The sequence below is a fragment of the Actinoplanes sp. CA-131856 genome (genome assembly GCF_050956135.1).
Taxonomy (GTDB): Bacteria; Actinomycetota; Actinomycetes; order Mycobacteriales; family Micromonosporaceae; genus Actinoplanes.
On record NZ_CP191849.1, the window covers coordinates 3,002,269 to 3,020,368 of the forward strand.

Below are 18,100 nucleotides of genomic sequence, written 5' to 3' on the forward strand. Positions count from 1 at the left end.
TCTCTCCCGGCGGGAGGGTCGAGGCTGGGTTCATGAGCGAGACACTTCCCGATGTCATCACCGGCTTCCTGACCGCGCACCAGGCCCGCGAGACGGCCGCCGCGGCCGGCGCCTTCGCCCCGGACGCGGTGGTCGTCGACGACGGGCACACCTACCGCGGCGCCGACGAGATCCGAGCGTTTCTCACCAAGGCCGGCAGCCAGTACACGTACACCACCGAGATCAAGGGCGCCACGGTCGTCTACGACGTGCTTCATCGCCTGGAGGGCGACTTTCCCGGCGGCGTGGTCGACCTGCACTACCTGTTCGAGCTGCGGGACGGGGCGATCACCCGTCTGGAGATCCGGCCTTAGTGGCAGACGATGGCCGGGTCGTCGTCGCCCGAGTAGAAGGCCGGCCAAGTGCAGTCCTCCGTGTCGATCCGGGTCATCCGCAGGCGGTCCTGCCACTCCAAGGTCAGTTCGATGTCGCGGTACGGCAACTCGCCGTCCGCGTCACGGGGATTGGTGGCGTAGATCTTGACCGTGTCGTCGGTCGTGCCGAGGCCCGCGCCGTCCAGATCGAAGACGGGATGGCCGCGGCCGTCGACGACGTCGAGCAGCTGAGGGTCGCGGCTGTCCGAAGCGCCGTCGAAGACGTAGAGCAGCGCCGCTGACGCCGACTCGGAGCACTTGGCGCCGACGAGGACCTCGTCCTGGTCGTCGCCGTTGAGGTCCTGCAAGCCTGGCGTGAAGTCCTTGGCCAGGGCCACCTCGGAGGTGTCCTTGTCGGCGTTGCAGTCGGTCAGATGGCGCCGGACGACGGCGAGCCAGTCGATCGTCTCCGGCGCGTCGCCGACGGTCGACGTGTCGGCCCAGGTGCCGTCCGACGGCACGTACCCGGGGATGCCGTCCGGCGCGGCGTCCAGCCGGAACGAGACGTCCTCCGGTTGTGGCTCGCGGTCGAACCACAGGGGTGCGGCCATCACCTGGGTGCGGCCCGTGACGATCCGGTGGTCCGGGCCCTGGCGGTACCAGCCTTGCCGCTCGATGGAACCGTTCCGGATCGTCACCCAGCCCGGATCGCCCGGGTTGACCGAGCCTCGCGAATCGGCCTCGAGCAGCCGCATCCCGCGGGCTTTGACGCGGAGGTAGTACGGGCCCTGATCGTCGGCCCGGTCGAGGACGATCCGGACCGGGAGCAGCCAGATTCCGGCCATTCGTCTGGCGGGCCACATCGGTTCGATGGTCGCGGTCGTGGCTCCGCCCGCGTCCTCCTCCGGTGTGGCCAGGCGCCGGGCCGGGACGAAGAAGAACGAACCGTCGCCGCCGTGCCGCCGGTCGGGCAGCTTCTGCCAGTAGGCGTCACCGGTGGCATAGTCGGCCTTGCCGATGGACACCCCTTGCGCGAGCTCGTCGGCGGCCTCGGATGTGACGTCCCAGTACATCACCGGCGGCTTCTCCCGGCTCAGATAAGGCTTGTCGCCGGACCGGCACCAATTGACCGGTGAGGTCGGCTCGTCGGTCGTCCAGCCGACGCAGGCGGTCTGCCTGGAGCCGTCCGGGATCTGCGGCCGGCCGTCCGAGAAAGCGCCCTCGTCGCAGAAGTCACAGGCGACTTCGCTCGCCGCGAGCCGCGCGGCCGGCTTGCCCTGTTCGGTCAACCACTCGCGTGTCCTGGTGGTTTGGTTCATGGGGAGGACTGACGACAGCGGATCGGCGAACCAGGACCAGTGGACGTGGACGCAATCGGAGCACCCGGCGCTCACCGGCGACGGCAACCCGACCCCGTGCCGGCTGCTCTGGTGATAGTTCTCCCAGCCCTCACCCTGGATCTGGCCGCGGTCGATGACCTTCTTCGTCCCGGCGCGCCGCAGATGCCCGCTACCGCCGCTGAGGGCTGTCACTTTAAGCTTGAGGTTGGTCAGCGACGACCTCACGTCGAGCTCATCCTTGATCAGTTCTGCTCCGCCGGCGCTGCCCTGGCCCACCCCGTCGTCCGGGTTCCAGGCGAAGCGCTGCACCACCGACACCGACCGGATCTTCTTGCTGTCGGCCGGTGACACCGCCCAGCGTGTGGTCGGCCAGAAGCGTTTGCAGCGGGACTTCAGGGTGGGCTCGCACCGGTCGTCCAGCACGTTGGAGAAGCGGTACTGCTGCTCGAAGAGCACGGTGACGTCCCCGACCGTCACCGCGTATGTGGCCGTGACGGCGTCGTCACCCTCAATGGGTGCGCAGTCGACGGCCCCACGCAGCCGGCTGGTGACGGCGGAGTCCGGCTGGGTCACGGGAGTGGGAGTCAGAAACCCGTTGTGGATCACGCCGTCGGCGGTGCGGACCCGGACGTACGCCACCCCGGCCGCGTTCGCCATCAGCCGCGGCCCGAGCCGGATGTCGGTCAGCACCAGCCCCGACGACCGGCTCACGATCGCCCGGTACGTCCAGTGGTCGGTCGCCGGTTCGCTGGCCGGTCCCATGGTCCGATCGCAGACCTGATCCCCGGCGCGCGATTCCTCCCCGAGCTGGAAAGCCACCGAGGCCCGATCGGCGCTGTCGTCCCCGGCCACGGTGAGCCCGGCCGCCAGCACGGGCAGCAGGGCGAGCAGGCGAAACATGAGTTCCCTTCCGGCGGCCGGCACCGGATCCGCGCAGGTCAAGCATCGCCAGAGCGGAAGCGGAAACACAGCGGAAGGACGGCCGGTGGCCGGAGTCGTTCGACCGACCCGCTGAGGGTGACCAGCGCCGGCGGCCTCAGCGGAGCTGGCCCGCGGCCAGGCCGCTCTGGACCTGGCGGTGGAAGAGCAGGTAGCCGGCGATGACCGGGAGCATGGCGATGGTCATGCCGGCGAACAGGCCGCTGAAGTCGCCCCGGTAACCCTCGTTCACGGCCAGCGCGGTCAAGCCCTGGGCCAGCACCCACTTCCGCTCGGCGCCCTCGCCCTGCATGAGCACGATGGGCAGGACGTACTGGTTCCACTGGAACAGGAAGTTGAAGATGCCGACGCTGACCAGGCCGGGGCGGGCCATCGGCAGCATGACGCGGAAGAACAGGCCGAAGTGGCCGCAACCGTCGACCATGGCGGCCTCGGCCACCGTGGTCGGCAAGGTTCGGAAGAAGGCGGTCAGGAAGAAGACCGTGAACGGCAGCGAGTACGCCGCGTACACCAGCGTCAGGCCGGGCAGAGTGCCGAGCATTCCCAGATTTCGTACGACGAAGAACAGCGGCACCAGCGCCAGGAAGACCGGGAACATCATGCCGCCGACGAAGGCGAAGTAGACGATCCGGCGGCCGCGGAACTGGTAGCGGGCCAGCACGTACGCCGCCATGGCCCCGAACAGCATGGTCAGGGTGAGGGCGCCGGTGACCACGATGGCGCTGTTCAGGAAGTAGCGGCCGATGTGGGCCTCGTTCCAGGCCCGCTCCCAGTTCTCCCAGCGCAGCCGCGACGGCAGGCTCCACGGGTCGGTGAGGATCTCCTCGTCACTTTTGAACGAGCTCAGCACGGCCCACAACAGCGGCAGTGTGGTGAGGAGGGCCCAGCCCGCCAGGAACAAATGCGAAAAAACTGGAGTAGTCGAGCGGCGGGAAGAACGCGGCGGCGACACGGCGGGCGGGGAAGGCCGAGTGAGGACAGCCATCAGAGCTCCACCCGCTCACGACGGGTCACCCGCAGGAACATGGCCGCGACGGTGAGGGTCAGGAAGAACATGGCGACCCCGATCGCCGACGCATAGCCGAACTGGCCGTCGGCGAAGGCCGTCTTGTAGAGCCGCAACCCCACCACGTCCGACGACGAGGACGGCCCGCCGTCGGTGATGATTTGGACGATGGCGAAGCCGTCGATGGCGATGATGGCCAGGTAGACCCAGGCCACCTGGATCGTGTCCCACACCAGCGGCACGGTCAGCCGCACCAGCGTGGTGAGCCGGCCCGCGCCGTCCAGCAGCGCCGCCTCGTACAGGTCGCGGGGGATCGACTGCATGGCCGCGCTGAACAGGACGACGTAGAAACCGACGTTCATCCAGATCATCACGGCCATCACGCACCAGAACGCGAACCGCGGATCGCCCAGCCAGGCCACGGCCAGCCCGTCCAGGCCGATCGCCCGGAGGAAGCCGTTCACCATCCCGGTGTGCGGGGCGTACATCTCCTTCCACAGCACGCCCACGATGGCCACCGACAGCACCTGCGGAAAGAAATAGACGACGCGATAAAAACCGGCCCCTCGTACGCCGTGCACGCCCACCCGGTCGGCCCGGCCGCCCACGCTGATCATCGAGGCGAAGAAGAGCCCGAGCAGGATCGTCACCACCGGCAGCAGCACGAGCAGCAAACCGTTGTGCCGCAACGCGTTCCAGAAGTAGCCGTCGCTGAGCAGCCGCTTGAAGTTGTCCAGCCCCACGAAGTCGTACGTGGGGGAGAGGCCGCTCCAGTTCGTGCCCGCGATCTGGAAGGCCTGCGCGTACGGGGAAACGACGAGAATCCCGTACAGCAGAAGGGGTGGAATCAGGAAGACGGCGATGAACAGGCGTTTGCCGGGCACCTCAGGACCGCTTGTATTTCTTGATCGCGGGGTCCTGGGCGAACTCGTCGGCCGACTTCTGGATTTTGTCGCACCACTGGGCGGCGGTGATACGCTTGGCGAACAGTTCGGCGCTGGCCGCGTCGACCCGTTCGCGTTCGAGCTTGCGGTAATACGACGAGTAGAGCCACGTGAACGCGGTGCCCTTGGACGCGTCGATGAGACCGGTCACCGACGTCAGGCCCGGTCCGAGCTCGATTCCCGCGCTGGAACCCTGCACGGCGGTGAGGCTGCTGACCTTGCGGGTGAAATCGGAGGCGCCTTTCTGCGAGAGCATGACCCGCAGATATTCGAGTCCGCCGCGCACGTTCTTGCCCTTGGACGGCACGACGAACGGCTCGCTGCCGGTGCCGCGGAACGCCTCGTACGGCATTTTCTCGCCAGTGGTGAGCGACGGCGTCGGCGCCACCGCCATCCGAAAATCGGGCGGGGTGACGGCCTTCTGCTCGTTCTCGAGCCACGATCCGCAGGAGACGAACGCGGCCTTGCCCCGGCACCATTCGGTCTGCGACTGGACGTGGTCCATGCCCTCGGCGCCCGGCTGGAGATAGCCGTCGACGGCGAGTTGGTAGTACGCCTCGGCCGCCGCCTTGACCGCGTCGTGTTTCCAGGCGTTCGGTTCGAGGTTGTCGATCGCCTTGATGACCTCGATGCCGCCCATCTTCCCGGCGGCCGCGATGATCGGCCAGCTCATGTAGCGCGCATGCTTGCCCGGATAGGTCCAGGGCGCGATGCCGGCCGCCTTGATCTGCTTGCACAGGGCGATCATGTCGTCCCAGGTCTTCGGATACGCCCAGCCCTTGGCGTCGAAGAGCTTCTGCGAATACCAGATGCCGTACGCCGAATAGGCGTAGTTCAAAGACAGGAACTTCCCGTCGTACGAGCCGACGTCGACGATGCCCGGAAGCAGCGTGTCCCGCACCTTCTTGTTCGGATCGTCGAGGCTCGGCGCGTCCAGCAGCTCGCCCAGATCGGCCAGCGCGCCCTGCGACACCAGCCCGTTGAAGTCGATCTGGCTGCCGCCCGAGTTGTTCACCACGTCGGGCGGATCGCCGGCCACGAACCGGGGTTGCAGCGTCTCGGCGATCTGCTGGGTGGCCGAGTGCTTGATCTCGGCCTTCGGGTAGCGCTCCTTGTACATCGCCTCGTGCGCCTTGGCGTACTCCTCGCCGAATCCGCCGTTGAAGATGACCACCTCGAGCGGCGCGTCGTCCTTCACCGCGAGCGGGTTGTTCGCGCTCACCGAGCCCTTGGCGTCGTCCTCGGTGTCGCCGCCGCCCATCGCGCACCCGCCCAGCGCGCCGGCGGCGGTGACGCCCGCCACGCCCTGGAGAAGCCCGCGCCGGCTGATCGTGTGTTTCATGCTCGGCTCCTATGCGTTCGGTGACGGATTCCAGCCGTCGGCGATCAGGTGGGTCCGGCGGTCGACGAGAACCGCTTCCGGCGAAGCCACTCGGAGCCGGTCGAGCAGAACGCCGCGGCCCTGCGAATTCGCGTCGGTGCGATAGGTGAAACGCAGCTGAGTCGTGCCGGCCGGAACGGCGGCGGTGACCGGCCACCATCGGCGCCCGCCGAATCCGCTGAAGGTCCCGTCACTCAAGGGTGTCCAGACCACGCCGTCCGCCGACGATTCGAGCGTCAGAGTGTCGGAGAGCGGCTCCGTGTCGTACCACAAATGGAATGAAGCTCGCGCCCCCTCGCCCGCCGCTTGGCGCAGGGGCGCGGTCAACGTCATGACGGCGTTGTCTCTGGTCTCGGTCCGCCAATCCGCCTTGAGGGGATGAGAAGCGGCGAAGGCGCGGGCGAGAGCGCGCCGGGCGACGTTGTTGCTTCCCCAGGCACGGTCGGGATGGACCCGGTTGCTCAGCAGAATGAGGAACGACTGGTCGAGCGGGTCGATGACGACCGACGTGCCGGTGAACCCGGTGTGCCCGAAGGTGACCGGCGAGGTCATCCCGTCCATGTACCAGTACTTGGAGAGCTCGAAGCCGAGCCCCCGCGCGCTTTCCGGATTGCCGGCCAGCAGATCGGCGTTGTAGTTCACCAGCGCCTGCCGGACCATTCCTTCGGAAAGGATCCGCTTTCCCTTGTAGGTGCCGCCGTTGAGCAGTGTCTGGCACAGGATCGCGAGATCGTCGGCGGTGGAGAAGACACCCGCGTGCCCGGCCACGCCACCGAGCGACCAGGCGTTCTCGTCGTGAACCTCACCCCGGACCAGACCACGATCGACGTACGGCTGGTATTCGGTCGCCGCGGTGCGGTGCTTGAGGGCCGCACCCGGGTTGTATCCCGTTTCGCGCATATTCAGCGGGCCGGTCACTCCAGCCCGTACGGCCTGGTCGAGGCTTTTGCCCGTGACCCGCTCGACCAGAACGCCCAGCGCGATCAGCCCGATGTCGGAATAGACATAGCGCCGGCCGGGTGTGATCGGTGTGGCCAGCGCGGCCGCGAACCGTTCCTCGCGGGTGGGATAGAGCGAGTAGAACGGCAGAAAGGCCGGCAGCCCCGAGGTGTGGGTGAGCAATTGCCGGACCGTCACGGCCTCTTTGCCGCCGGCCGCGAACTCCGGGACGTAGCTCGCGACCGGCGTGTCCAGGCCCACCTTGCCGCGCTCGACCTGCTGGAGGACGACGATCGTGGTGAACAGCTTGGAGATCGAGGCGAGATCCCACAGCGTGTCGGTGCGGGCCGGGACGCGCTGCTCCGGGGGAAGCTCGGCGGGGCCCGCGGTGTAGCGGACCGCGTCACCGACCGCGAAGCGTGACACCACGACGCCGTGGTGGGCGGCCAGCACGGTGGCGCCCGCGTACGTGGGGTGATCGGGGTGGTCGGCCGTGGGTCGCAAATATGACTCGGCGATGCCGGGCAGGGCGGCGATCGGGCCGGCCAGCAGGCCGGCCGAGCGGGCCGTTCCGGGGCGCAGCACGTCGTGCCGGAAGTGGATGTCGGCCGGTGTGACCAGGCACGCCACCAGGCACAGGGGTGCGACGAGAGCAGTGATCATCAACGCTCCTCAATACGTCGATTCGTCGAGGATGGATGTTTCCTTCGTGACTTGCAAGAGGGGCGAAGGTTATTGCCATCGCACCGTGACCCGGCTACCTTCCGACAACATGCGGACGCGTACTGTCGCTTTTCTCGCTGTTGCCGCCCTCGGGGTGCCGGCCGCCGGAGTGCCGGCGACCTCGCCGGTCGAAGCCACGCTGGCCCGGATGACGCTGCCCGAGAAGGTCGGGCAGCTCTTCACGACGTACGTCTACGGCAGCGACGCCGCAACGTCATCAAGCGAAAATCAGCGGTTGTACGGCGTGAGCACACCGGCCGAGGTCGTCGCCAAGTACCACCTGGGCGGGGTCATCTACTTCGCCTGGACCAACAGCCTGCAGAACCCGCGGCAGATCGCCACGCTCAGCAACGGGCTCCAGACCGCCGCCACCGGAGTGCCGCTGTCCCTCTCGACCGACCAGGAACACGGCGTGGTCACCCGGATGCCGGCGCCGGCCACCCAGTTCCCGGGCGGCATGGCGCTCGGGGCCGGCCGCAACCCGGCCGACGCCTATCGCACCGGGCAGGTCACCGGGGCCGAGCTGCGCGCGGTCGGTATCACGCAGGCCTGGGCCCCGGACGCCGACGTCAACGTCAACCCGGCCAACCCGGTGATCGGGGTGCGCTCGTTCAGCAGCGACCCGCGGCTGGCCGCGGCGATGACCGCGAGCCAGATCCTGGGGTTGCAGACGGGGGCGAACACCTCGGCCGCGGCCAAGCACTTCCCGGGCCACGGCGACACGGCCACCGACAGCCACACCGGCCTGCCGGTGATCAACCACACCCGGGCCGAGTGGGACCGGATCGACGCGCCGCCGTTCAAGGCGGCGGTCGCGGCCGGCGCCGACGCGATCATGAGCGCGCACATCGTGGTGCCGGCGCTCGACCCGTCGGGCGATCCGGCCACGCTGTCCAAACCGATCATCACCGGGCTGCTGCGCGGCGAGCTGGGCTATCGCGGGGTGGTGGTGACGGACTCGCTGGAGATGGCCGGGGTGCGGCAGAAGTACGGCGACGAGCGGGTGCCGGTGCTGGCGCTCAAGGCCGGCGTGGACATGCTGCTGATGCCGCCGAACATGCAGGTGGCGTACGACGCGGTGCTGGCGGCGGTGGCGTCGGGGGAGCTGACCGAGGCCCGGATCGACCAGTCGGTGCGGCGGATCCTCAAGCTCAAGCAGAAACGCGGCCTGCTGTCGCCGTGGAAGCCGGTCGACCCGGCCGCGGCCGAGCGCACGGTCGGATCGGCGGCACACCTGCGGGTCGCGCAGTCGGTCACCGACCGCACGATCACGGCGGTCCGCAACGACGCCGAGGTGCTTCCCTTCGCCCGGGGTAAGTCGGTGCTGGTGACGGGGTGGAATTCCAGCGCCACCAACAACATCGGGGTTCTTGCCAGTGCGCTGGGTGGCACGCCGCTTGTCACCGGCGTGCCGAACGACGCCAAGATCGCCGAGGCCGTGGCGGCGGCCGGTTCGCACGATCTGACGGTGGTGCTGACCAGCCGGGCCTGGGACACCACGACGGCCGATCCCGGTGGGCGGCAGCAGGCGCTGGTCCGGGCCCTGGTGGCGACGGGCAAGCCGATCGTCCTGGTCGCGGTCCGCGATCCGTACGACGTGGCGGCGCTTCCCGAGGTCGGCACGTCCCTGGCGACGTACAGCTCGTCGGTGGTCTCCATGGAGTCGCTGGCCAAGGTGCTGCTTGGTCAGGTGCCGCCGCGCGGGAAGCTGCCGGTCGAGATTCCGGGCGCCTATCCGTTCGGGCACGGCCTGACGTGGAGCGTGCGATGAGACGCCGGTCGGTGCTGACCGCGGCCGGGGTCGCGGCGGTGTCCTTTCCGACCGCCGCCGCCGCTTCTCCCGCCGCCGCCGCGCGGGTGCGGACCGGGATGGACCGGCTCGCCGCGTCGGGCTGGGAGACGCTCCGAGGTCAGCGCGTCGGCGTGGTCTCCAACCCGACGGCGGTGGACCGTTCCTTCCGGCATCTGGTCGATCGGATGCACGAGGACGGCGTGACCATCGGCGGGGTGTTCGGGCCCGAGCACGGCTTCCGCGGCTCGGCCCAGGCCGGCGGCAGTGAGGGCACGGGCGTGGACGCGCGTACCGGGCTGACCGTCTACGACGCCTATCTGGCCTCGCTCGAAAAGTGGATCTCGATGTTCACCGCCTCGGCGGTGCGGACCGTCGTCTTCGACATCCAGGACGTCGGGGTCAGGTTCTACACCTACATCTACACGCTGTACGACTCGATGGCCGCCGCCGCCCGGCTCGGCCTCCGCTACGTCGTGCTGGACCGGCCCAACCCGATCGGCGGGCGCGCCCGCGGCCCGATGATGACCGACGGCTACACCTCGGGCGTGGGCCGCCTGAAGATCGTCCAGCAGCACGGCATGACCGTGGGTGAGCTGGCCCGCTTCTACAACGGCGAGTTCCTGTCCGGCGCGATCGATCTCGACGTGATCGCGGCCAAGGGCTGGCACGGTCGCCTGCACGCCGCCGACACCGACGTGCCGTGGGTGCTGCCCAGCCCGAACATGCCCACCCCGGACACGGCCGAGGTCTATCCGGGAACGGGGATGTTCGAGGGGGTGTCGTCGCTGTCCGAGGGCCGGGGCACGACCCGGCCGTTCGAGCTGATCGGCGGCCCCGGCTTCGACTATCACTGGGGCGACCGGGTGGCCGCGCAGGGCCTGCCCGGCGTGGAGTTCCGGGAGGCGTACTTCACACCGACCTTCAACAAGTTCACCAACGTCCTGTGCGCCGGCATGGAGGTGAAGGTGACCGACCGCTCGGCCTACGACCCGATCCGTACGGCGGTGGCCATGCTGGTCGAGGCCCGGAAGGAACCGGCCTTCACGTGGCGGCTGGACAGCACCCGCCACTGGATCGACCTGCTGACCGGCTCCCCGCGGCTGCGCACGATGATCGACGCGGGCGCCACCACCGCCGAGGTGACCGGCGCGTGGGCGGGGGAACTGGCCGCCTTCGAGAGACAGCGCCGCCAGTACCTGCTCTATCCACGATCCTCCGGGGGCGGCTCGTGACGGCTGCCGGTCAGTCGGCCGTGCACCACCGGCGGCACGGGGATGCCGGTGAGGCGGCCGACGGCCAGGGCCGCGGCCCCGCCGGCGCCGTCCAGCGCCGGCCGGGGCCGCGGAACGCCACGGGCCATCAGGCCGTCGCGCACCGCACGGCCCACCGGGCCGGGCCCGAGCAGCACGGACCCGGCCAGCACCACGGCAGCGCCGGGTGGCGGCCCGACGCTGTCGTAGGTGTGCAACAACCGCCGTGCCGCCTCCGCACAGATCCGCCCGGCCACGACATCCCCGGCTTCAGCCGCCGCACCGACCACCGGCGCCAGCCCACCAAGCGCCGCCGGCGCGACCGAGAAGCCCGCCGCCAGCAGAGCCTGAGCCAGCCCCTCAGTGTCAGCGGCCTCCATTTTCAGGCCGAAGTGGACCCGGGCGACCTCTACCAGCTTCGTCCACTCGCCGCGGCCGTCCAACGCGGCGAGGGCGGCACGGAGCGCTCGTATGCCGATCCAGACCGCGGAGCCCTCGTCGCCCAGGAGCCAGCCGTAGCCGTCGCAGCGGCGATGCAGGGTGCCGTCGGTGAAGCGGGCGGCCAGGGCTCCGGTGCCGGCGAGCAGGAGCACGCCTTCCGCGGCGGTGGTCCCCGCGGCGTACGCCACCTCGAGATCTGTCACCGTGACCACCTCGCCGGTCAGGCCGGCGGCGCGCCAGGCCTCGATCGCGGCCGCCCGGAACGCCTCCCGGCCGGCGCCGGCCGAACCCGCGCCGCCCAGCACGCCGAGGCGTACCTCCGCTCGGTCCACTCCCGCCAAAGCCTGAGTGAAGGCCGAAAGCAGAGCCGCGCTCACCGAAGCCCCGCTGCTGTTGCGGTTGGCGCCGCCGGACGTGCCCCGGCCCCGCACCACACCGTCGAGGGTGGCTATCACGCATCTCGTCGTCGTGGCGCCCGCGTCGACGCCGGCCACCATCGTTGCGCTCATAGTCCGGTGACCGTACCGTGCCCGTGGAGAGAATTGACGATCGATGGCTACCAAAGGAAACTTTTCTTCATGACGGGCCGGAAGCAGGCACCAGGAGCCGAAACGATCGTCCGGGCGCGCGGGCTGCTGCCGTCGCTGTCACCGGCCGAGCAGCGGGTGGCCCGGGTGGTCATCGACGAGGCGGCCACCGCGGCCGGGCTCACCATCACCGACCTGGCCGAGCGGGCCGGCTCCAGCGAGACCACGGTGATCCGGTTCTGCCGGGCCATGGGCTTCGCCGGTTATTCGCAGCTGCGGCTGACGCTGGCCGCCGAGGCCGGGCGCTCCGTGACCGACGAGGAGCCGGTCGGCAGCGACATCAGTGAGAGCGACGACCTGGCCCAGGTGGTCAAGAAGATCGCCTTCGCCGACGCCCGGGCGGTCGAGGAGACCGCCTCCCAAATCGACATCGCGGTGCTGGAGCAGGTGGTCGGGCTGGTCGCCGGTGCGCGGCGGGTGGACATCTACGGCGTCGGGGCCAGCGCCTTCGTGGCCACCGACTTCCAGCAGAAGCTCTACCGGATCGGCCGGGTGGCGTACGCCTGGAGCGACACCCACCTGGCCCTGACCAGCGCCGCCCTGCTCGACCAGCGGGACGTGGCGTTCGGCATCTCGCACACCGGCACGACCAGCGACACCATCGACGCCTTCACCGAGGCCGGCCGGCGCGGCGCCCGGACCGTCGCCCTCACGAACTTTCCCAAGTCGCCCATCACCCGGGTCGCCGATCTGGTGCTGACCACCGCCGCCCGCGAGACCACGTTCCGCTCCGGCGCCATGGCCAGCCGGCTGGCCCAGCTCACCGTCATCGACTGCGTCTTCGTCGGGGTCGCCCAGCGCACGTACGCCGAGACCCGCACCGCGCTCGACGCCACGTACGCGGCGGTGCGCGGACGGCGGATCGGCGCCGAGCGGAGCCGCGGGTGAGGCCCGTGGACGAGGTGCCGCTGTCGCGCACCGAGCAGCGCAACCCGCACAGCGAAGCGATCGACCGGATGTCCACGCTCGACCTGCTGGCGCTGATCAACGACGAGGACCGGCGGGTGCCGGCCGCCGTGGCCGAGGTGCTGCCCGAGCTGGCGGCCGCGGTCGAGCTGGCCGTGACCGCGCTCGCGGCCGGTCGCCGGGTGCACTACGTCGGCGCCGGCACGTCGGGGCGGATGGCCGTGCTCGACGCGGCCGAGCTCATTCCGACCTTTGGGCTGGAGCCGGGCCGGGTCGTGGCGCACATCGCGGGCGGGGCGCACGCGCTCACCCGGCCGGCCGAGGACGCCGAGGACGACGAGATCGCCGGGGCCGCGGTGGCCGGCGAGATCGTCCGGGGAGACCTGGTCGTCGGGGTCACGGCCAGCGGTCGTACGCCCTATGTCCGCGCCGCCCTGGCGGCGGCGCGCGCCTGCGGGGCGCACACCGTGCTCGTGTCGGCCAATCCCGCGTCACCGATCGCCTCCGGTGTGGACGTGCACGTGGCGCCCGACACCGGCCCCGAGGTGCTGACCGGCTCGACCCGGATGAAGGCCGGCACCGCGCAGAAGCTGGTGCTGAACGCCTTCTCGACAGCGACCATGGTGCGGCTCGGCCGCACGTACTCCAATCTGATGACCGACATGCTGGCCAGCAACGCCAAGCTGCGCGACCGGCAGCTGCGCATCCTGGCCGAGGCGACCGGGGCCGGCGTCGAGGCCTGCCGGCGGGCGCTGCTCGAGGCCGGCGGTGACGCCAAGGTGGCCGTGGTGACGCTGATCGCCGGCGTCACGGCCGAGGTGGCCGCCGGTGCTCTGGCCGAGACCGGAGGCCATATTCACCTGGCGTTGCGCCGCCTCCATTGACCGATCGGTGTGTGTCGATCTAAGTTGCCATTCGGATGGACGGAGTTCCGATGCGACGCTCACCTCTGATCGCGGCACTCGCCGCCATGGTCCTGATCGTCACCGCGTGCGGCGGCTCGGGTGACGAGCCCGACGACGACGCCGGCCCCGACAAGGTGAATGTCGGTGTCATCGCGATCGTCGACGTCGCGCCCATCTATCTGGGCAAGGCGAAGGGCTTCTTCGGCAACCGCGACATCGACCTCACCCTGACCACCGCGCAGGGCGGCTCGGCCATCGTGCCGGCCGTGCTCAGCGGCGAGTTCCAGTTCGGCTTCAGCAACACCATCTCGCTGCTGCTCGCGCAGGGCCGCAAGGTGCCGATCAAGGCGATCGCCAACGGCAACAACTCCACCGGCGTCGACGGCAAGGATTTCGCGGGCCTGTTCGTCAAGGCCGACAGCCCGATCCGTACACCGAAGGACCTGGCCGGCCGTAAGGTCGCGGCCAACACGCTGAAGAACATCGTCGAGACGAGCGTGCACGCCTCGGTCCGCAAGGCGGGCGGCGACCCGGCGAAGGTCGCCTTCGCCGAGTTGGCCTTCCCCGACCAGGTGCCGGCGTTGCAGTCGGGTCAGGTCGACGCCATCTTCGTGGTCGAGCCGTTCCAGCAGGCGGCGATCGCGGCGGGCGCGCGGAAGATCGCGTCCAGCTACGTCGACGCCGCCCCGGATCTGACAGTGGCCATGTACTTCACCTCGCAGGAGCTCCTGGCCCGCGATCCCGACCTGGTCAAGCGGTTCACCGAGGCGATGAAAGAGTCTCTGGCGTACGCCGACGCACACCCGGCCGAGGTGCGCGAGGCGCTGGGCACCTACACCAAGATCCCGCCCGAGACCCGGGACGCCCTGATCCTGCCCCGCTGGCCGTCCGAGGTGAACCGGGCCTCGGTCGAGACTCTGGCCGGCCTGGCCCAGACCGACGGCCTGCTCACGGCGCCGCCGGATCTCGACGCCCTGCTGCCCTGACTTCCCCGGAACCGCGCATACAGTTACAGTTGTCTATGCGTGGGAGCGCTCCCAGGATGCGAGGAGGCAGTCGTGAAGGGTCGGATCGTGACAGCGGCGGTGCTGGTGGCGGCGGCGATGATCGTGGTGCCGGCGCCGGGCGCGTCGGCGGCGCCCGCGTGCACGGTCGGGTGGACGGCGAACCAGTGGTCCACCGGGTTCACCGCCGACGTCCAGGTGACGAACGGCGGTGAACCGGTGACGTCGTGGACGCTGTCCTGGACCTTCGCCGGCGACCAGCGGATCACCAATGCCTGGAACGCCACGGTCACCCAGTCCGGCAGCGCGGTGACCGCGGCCAGCGTGGGCTGGAACGGGCCGCTGGCGACCGGCGCGTCGACCCGCTTCGGGTTCCAGGGGACGTATTCCGGCGCCAACGCGGCACCCACCGCCTTCACCTTCAACGGCGTTCCGTGCGGCGGCGACGTACCGACAACGCCCCCACCGACGACGCCGCCTCCGACAACGCCCCCACCGACAACGCCGCCGCCCACCACTCCGCCGCCCACCACTCCGCCGCCCACCACTCCGCCTCCGACCTCCTCCGGGCCGGGCGATGGGTTCGAGAACCAGACGGGTTCCGTCCCGTCGGGGGACTGGGCCGTCACCTATCCGGACTGTTCCGGCGCCGGGACCGCCGCCATCGACCGCGCGGTCGCGCACGGCGGCTCGGCCTCGCTGCGCGTCGACGGGGTGGCCGGCTACTGCAACCACGTCTTCGTCCGCAACACGAAGCTGCTCAACGGCGCGGGCACGGCCTGGTACGTCCGGTTCTGGGTGCGGCACACCACCGCGCTGCCGGCCGCCCATGTCACCGCCGTGGCCATGCGCGACGCGGCCGACGGCGGCCGCGATCTGCGCTTCGGCGGCCAGAACGGTGCCCTGCAGTTCAACCGCGCCTCCGACGACGCGACCCTGCCCGAGCAGAGCCCGGCCGGCGTCGCCCTGTCCACCCCGCTGCCGGTCAACACGTGGAACTGCGTGGAGTACAAGGTCGACGGTGGCAACGGCGCCATCGAGACGTGGCTGAACGGCACCTCGGTGCCCGGCCTCCTCGAGGACGGCGTCCCCACCCACGACATCGACAGCCAGTGGCTCAACCGCACCTGGCGCCCGGCCCTGACCGACCTGCGCCTGGGCTGGGAAAGCTACGGCGAGGGCGCCGACACCCTCTGGTACGACGACGTCGCCGTCGGCGGGGCCCGCGTCGGCTGCTGAAGTGATAGTTCGGCCTCCTGGTTTGTCTCGGGTGGCCTGGTTACCTTCCGGTAACCAGAGCCCCTGTGGAGGCCGGACATGCTCAGACGCACACTTCTCGCCGCCGTTCTGCTCACTGTCGCGATCGCTGTCCCTTCGCCCGCGGCGGCCGCCGCGGTCACGGTTCCCGCGTTCTACACGCCGCCGGCGACGCTGCCGGCGGCCGACGGCGCGCTCGTCCGCACCGAGCCGCTGCGGCTCGCGCTGTCGCTGCCCGGGATCACCGGCACGCTGCCGGGCACGGCGACCCGCATCATGTACAAGTCCACCGACGCGTCCGGAGCGGCCGTCGCCGTGACCGGCGCCTACGTCGAGCCGGCCGCGGCCTGGCGGGGCGCGGGGGCGCGGCCCCTGGTGGTTCTCGCGCCCGGCACCATGGGGCAGGGCGATCAGTGCTCCACCTCCCTGGCGCTGGAGAAAGGCCTGGTGCTGGGGTCGGAGCAGGGGCAGACGACCATCTCGATCGGGTACGAGGTGCTGGCCCTCTACCGGCTTCTCGCCAAGGGCATCGCCGTCGTGCAGACCGACTACCTCGGGCTGGGGACGACCGATCGACTGCACACGTACGTCAACCGGGTCGATCAGGGACACGCCGTGCTGGACGCCGCCCGTGCGGCCCGGCAGCTGCCGGGCACCTCCCTCACCGCCGCCTCCGCCGTCGGGCTCTACGGGTACAGCCAGGGCGGTGGCGCCGTCGCCTCGGCGGCGGAGCTCCAGTCGGCGTACGCCCCGGATGTCCGCTTGAAAGCGACCTATGCCGGCGCGCCCCCGGCCGACCTGGCCGCGGTCACGGCGGCGATCGACGGCAGTGAGCTGGTGGCCGCGCTGGGCTGGTCGGTGAACGGGTTCGTGCAGTCCGAGCCGGCCCTGCGGCCGCTGGTCGGCAAATATCTGAGCGACGCCGGCCGGGCCGCCCTGAAGTCCATGTCGACCATGTGTGTCGGTGACGGGATCTTCGGCTACGCCGGGCGTACGAGCTCGTCGTGGACCACGTCCGGTCAATCGCTGGCCGAGGTCACCGCGGCCGAGCCGGCCCTGCGGGCCTTCATCGACGAGCAGCGGATCGGCGAGCGCAAGCCGACCGGTGTGGTCCGGGTCGCCACCGGCGTGCGGGACAATCTGGTGCCGCACGCGCAGGCCCGCACGATGGCCGCCGACTGGTGCCGCCTGGGCGGCTCCGTGGTCTACGCGCCGATCGGCCAGCTCGAGTCCGGCAGCGCGCTGCTGAACCACTTCGGCCCGCTGCTCACCGACCAGGGCACGGCCGTCGACTGGCTCACGCACCGGCTGGCCGGCCTGCCGGCCCTCTCCACCTGCGCCATCCTGCCCATCCAGCCCTAATCGGGGAGCCGGGCCGACGAGGGATCCCGGTCGTCGAGCACGCCTCGATAGACCGGGTGCCTCAGCTGGGTCCCGCCCGTCCACGAGCGGTACGCGATGCGGGCCACCACCTCGGGCTCGACCCACGTGGCCTCGGCCATCGCCGCGATCTCGGCGTGGCTCGCGGGCGGACGGGACCGGCGCAGCGGGGTGAGCCGCTGTTCGAGCTGTTGCCGGGAGGTGCCGGAGAGTCCACTGCCGACCCGGCCGACCAGTTGCAGGTGCCCGGCCCGGTCGTAGGCGCCCACGATCAGCGCGCCGATGGTGTCGCGCAACCGGCCGCGCCCGGGCAGCCATCCGCAGACCACCACGTCCGCGGTGTGCGGGATGACCGTCTTGATCCAGGTCTTGGAGCGAAGGCCTGGCGTGTACGGCGAGGCGAGCCGCTTGCAGACCACACCCTCCAGCCCGTGCTCTCGGGCGGCGGCGTAGACCTCGGCCGCGGCGCCCGGGAAGGAGGGCGGCGTCTCCACCGCCGGGCCCCGGATGTCAAGTTCCTCCAGCAAAGAGCGGCGTTCGCTGTACGGCGTGGCCAGCAGCTCCCGGTCGCCGAGCACCAGCAGGTCGAACAGGTACAGCGTGACCGGCGCCGCCCGCAGCAGCCGGGGGCCGGGATCCCGCACGCCGATCCGCTGCTGGAGCCGGGCGAAGTCGGAGACCCCGGCCGCGTCCAGGGCCACCAGCTCGCCGTCGAGCGCGGCCCGCCGGCCGCCGAGCAGCTCGGGCAGCACGGCCAGCTCGGGGAAGTGGTCCGTCACGTCGCGGCCGGTGCGGCTGTGCACCCGCCACCGGTCGCCGCCGGCCGTCACCCCGGCCCGCATCCCGTCGTGTTTGATCTCCGCCGCCCAGCCCTCGCCCGCCGGCACCGGCCCCGGCGTGGCCAGCATGGGAGCGACAGCGGGCGGCACCGGAACGGCCGCGCACATCCCGTG

At 70.5% G+C, this 18,100-nt stretch carries 15 protein-coding genes; 8 read left to right on the plus strand and 7 right to left on the minus strand.

Annotated features, from left to right (window positions below):
• The first annotated feature begins 32 nt into the window (after positions 1-32).
• A complete protein-coding gene (locus ACQP2X_RS14240) occupies positions 33-353 on the plus strand; it encodes a nuclear transport factor 2 family protein (protein ID WP_498697090.1) in 321 nt (106 codons plus the stop codon).
• Here the strand turns inward: ACQP2X_RS14240 and ACQP2X_RS14245 are convergent.
• The 5 genes from ACQP2X_RS14245 to ACQP2X_RS14265 form a co-directional block, all read right to left on the minus strand.
• The gene (locus tag ACQP2X_RS14245; protein WP_498697092.1) at positions 350-2,593 is read right to left on the minus strand and encodes a hypothetical protein; all 2,244 of its coding nucleotides are present in this window, start codon (positions 2,591-2,593) and stop codon (positions 350-352) included. The two genes, ACQP2X_RS14240 and ACQP2X_RS14245, sit on opposite strands and share 4 nt — an antisense overlap.
• 136 nt (positions 2,594-2,729) lie before the next feature.
• Positions 2,730-3,617, minus strand: coding sequence for a carbohydrate ABC transporter permease (locus ACQP2X_RS14250; RefSeq protein ID WP_498697096.1), 888 nt, complete (start codon positions 3,615-3,617; stop codon positions 2,730-2,732).
• Positions 3,617-4,522, minus strand: coding sequence for a carbohydrate ABC transporter permease (locus ACQP2X_RS14255; protein ID WP_498697100.1), 906 nt, complete (start codon positions 4,520-4,522; stop codon positions 3,617-3,619). The genes ACQP2X_RS14250 and ACQP2X_RS14255 overlap by 1 nt, the downstream gene beginning before the upstream one ends.
• Position 4,523: 1 nt before the next feature.
• The gene (ngcE, locus tag ACQP2X_RS14260) at positions 4,524-5,924 is read right to left on the minus strand and encodes an N-acetylglucosamine/diacetylchitobiose ABC transporter substrate-binding protein (protein ID WP_498697103.1); all 1,401 of its coding nucleotides are present in this window, start codon (positions 5,922-5,924) and stop codon (positions 4,524-4,526) included.
• Positions 5,925-5,933: 9 nt separating this feature from the next.
• Positions 5,934-7,565 (minus strand): serine hydrolase domain-containing protein, encoded by a 1,632-nt coding sequence (locus ACQP2X_RS14265; RefSeq protein ID WP_498697105.1) that lies wholly within the window; start codon positions 7,563-7,565, stop codon positions 5,934-5,936.
• A 109-nt stretch (positions 7,566-7,674) separates the two neighbouring features.
• Here ACQP2X_RS14265 and ACQP2X_RS14270 point away from each other — a divergent pair, with 109 nt between their 5' ends.
• A complete protein-coding gene (locus tag ACQP2X_RS14270; RefSeq protein ID WP_498697107.1) occupies positions 7,675-9,396 on the plus strand; it encodes a glycoside hydrolase family 3 protein in 1,722 nt (573 codons plus the stop codon).
• Positions 9,393-10,649: an exo-beta-N-acetylmuramidase NamZ family protein gene (locus ACQP2X_RS14275; RefSeq protein WP_498697108.1), complete on the plus strand. Its 1,257-nt coding sequence runs from the start codon at positions 9,393-9,395 to the stop codon at positions 10,647-10,649. The genes ACQP2X_RS14270 and ACQP2X_RS14275 overlap by 4 nt, the downstream gene beginning before the upstream one ends.
• Here the strand turns inward: ACQP2X_RS14275 and ACQP2X_RS14280 are convergent.
• Positions 10,619-11,617: an N-acetylglucosamine kinase gene (locus ACQP2X_RS14280; protein WP_498697109.1), complete on the minus strand. Its 999-nt coding sequence runs from the start codon at positions 11,615-11,617 to the stop codon at positions 10,619-10,621. The two genes, ACQP2X_RS14275 and ACQP2X_RS14280, sit on opposite strands and share 31 nt — an antisense overlap.
• A gap of 69 nt (positions 11,618-11,686) precedes the next feature.
• On the opposite strand from ACQP2X_RS14280, the gene ACQP2X_RS14285 reads away from it, so the two are divergent.
• The 5 genes from ACQP2X_RS14285 (at position 11,687) to ACQP2X_RS14305 (ending at position 17,129) form a co-directional block, all read left to right on the plus strand.
• Positions 11,687-12,583: a MurR/RpiR family transcriptional regulator gene (locus ACQP2X_RS14285; protein WP_498697111.1), complete on the plus strand. Its 897-nt coding sequence runs from the start codon at positions 11,687-11,689 to the stop codon at positions 12,581-12,583.
• The gene (gene murQ, locus ACQP2X_RS14290; RefSeq protein ID WP_498697112.1) at positions 12,580-13,485 is read left to right on the plus strand and encodes an N-acetylmuramic acid 6-phosphate etherase; all 906 of its coding nucleotides are present in this window, start codon (positions 12,580-12,582) and stop codon (positions 13,483-13,485) included. The genes ACQP2X_RS14285 and murQ overlap by 4 nt, the downstream gene beginning before the upstream one ends.
• 50 nt (positions 13,486-13,535) lie before the next feature.
• Positions 13,536-14,492: an ABC transporter substrate-binding protein gene (locus ACQP2X_RS14295; RefSeq protein WP_498697117.1), complete on the plus strand. Its 957-nt coding sequence runs from the start codon at positions 13,536-13,538 to the stop codon at positions 14,490-14,492.
• A gap of 72 nt (positions 14,493-14,564) precedes the next feature.
• Positions 14,565-15,749, plus strand: a complete 1,185-nt coding sequence (locus ACQP2X_RS14300; protein WP_498697118.1) for a cellulose-binding domain-containing protein — start codon at positions 14,565-14,567, stop codon at positions 15,747-15,749.
• A gap of 78 nt (positions 15,750-15,827) precedes the next feature.
• Positions 15,828-17,129 (plus strand): lipase family protein, encoded by a 1,302-nt coding sequence (locus ACQP2X_RS14305; protein ID WP_498697120.1) that lies wholly within the window; start codon positions 15,828-15,830, stop codon positions 17,127-17,129.
• Here the strand turns inward: ACQP2X_RS14305 and ligD are convergent.
• On the minus strand, positions 17,126-18,094 hold the full coding sequence (ligD, locus tag ACQP2X_RS14310) for a non-homologous end-joining DNA ligase (RefSeq protein WP_498697121.1): 969 nt from the start codon (positions 18,092-18,094) through the stop codon (positions 17,126-17,128). The two genes, ACQP2X_RS14305 and ligD, sit on opposite strands and share 4 nt — an antisense overlap.
• Positions 18,095-18,100: the final 6 nt, after the last annotated feature.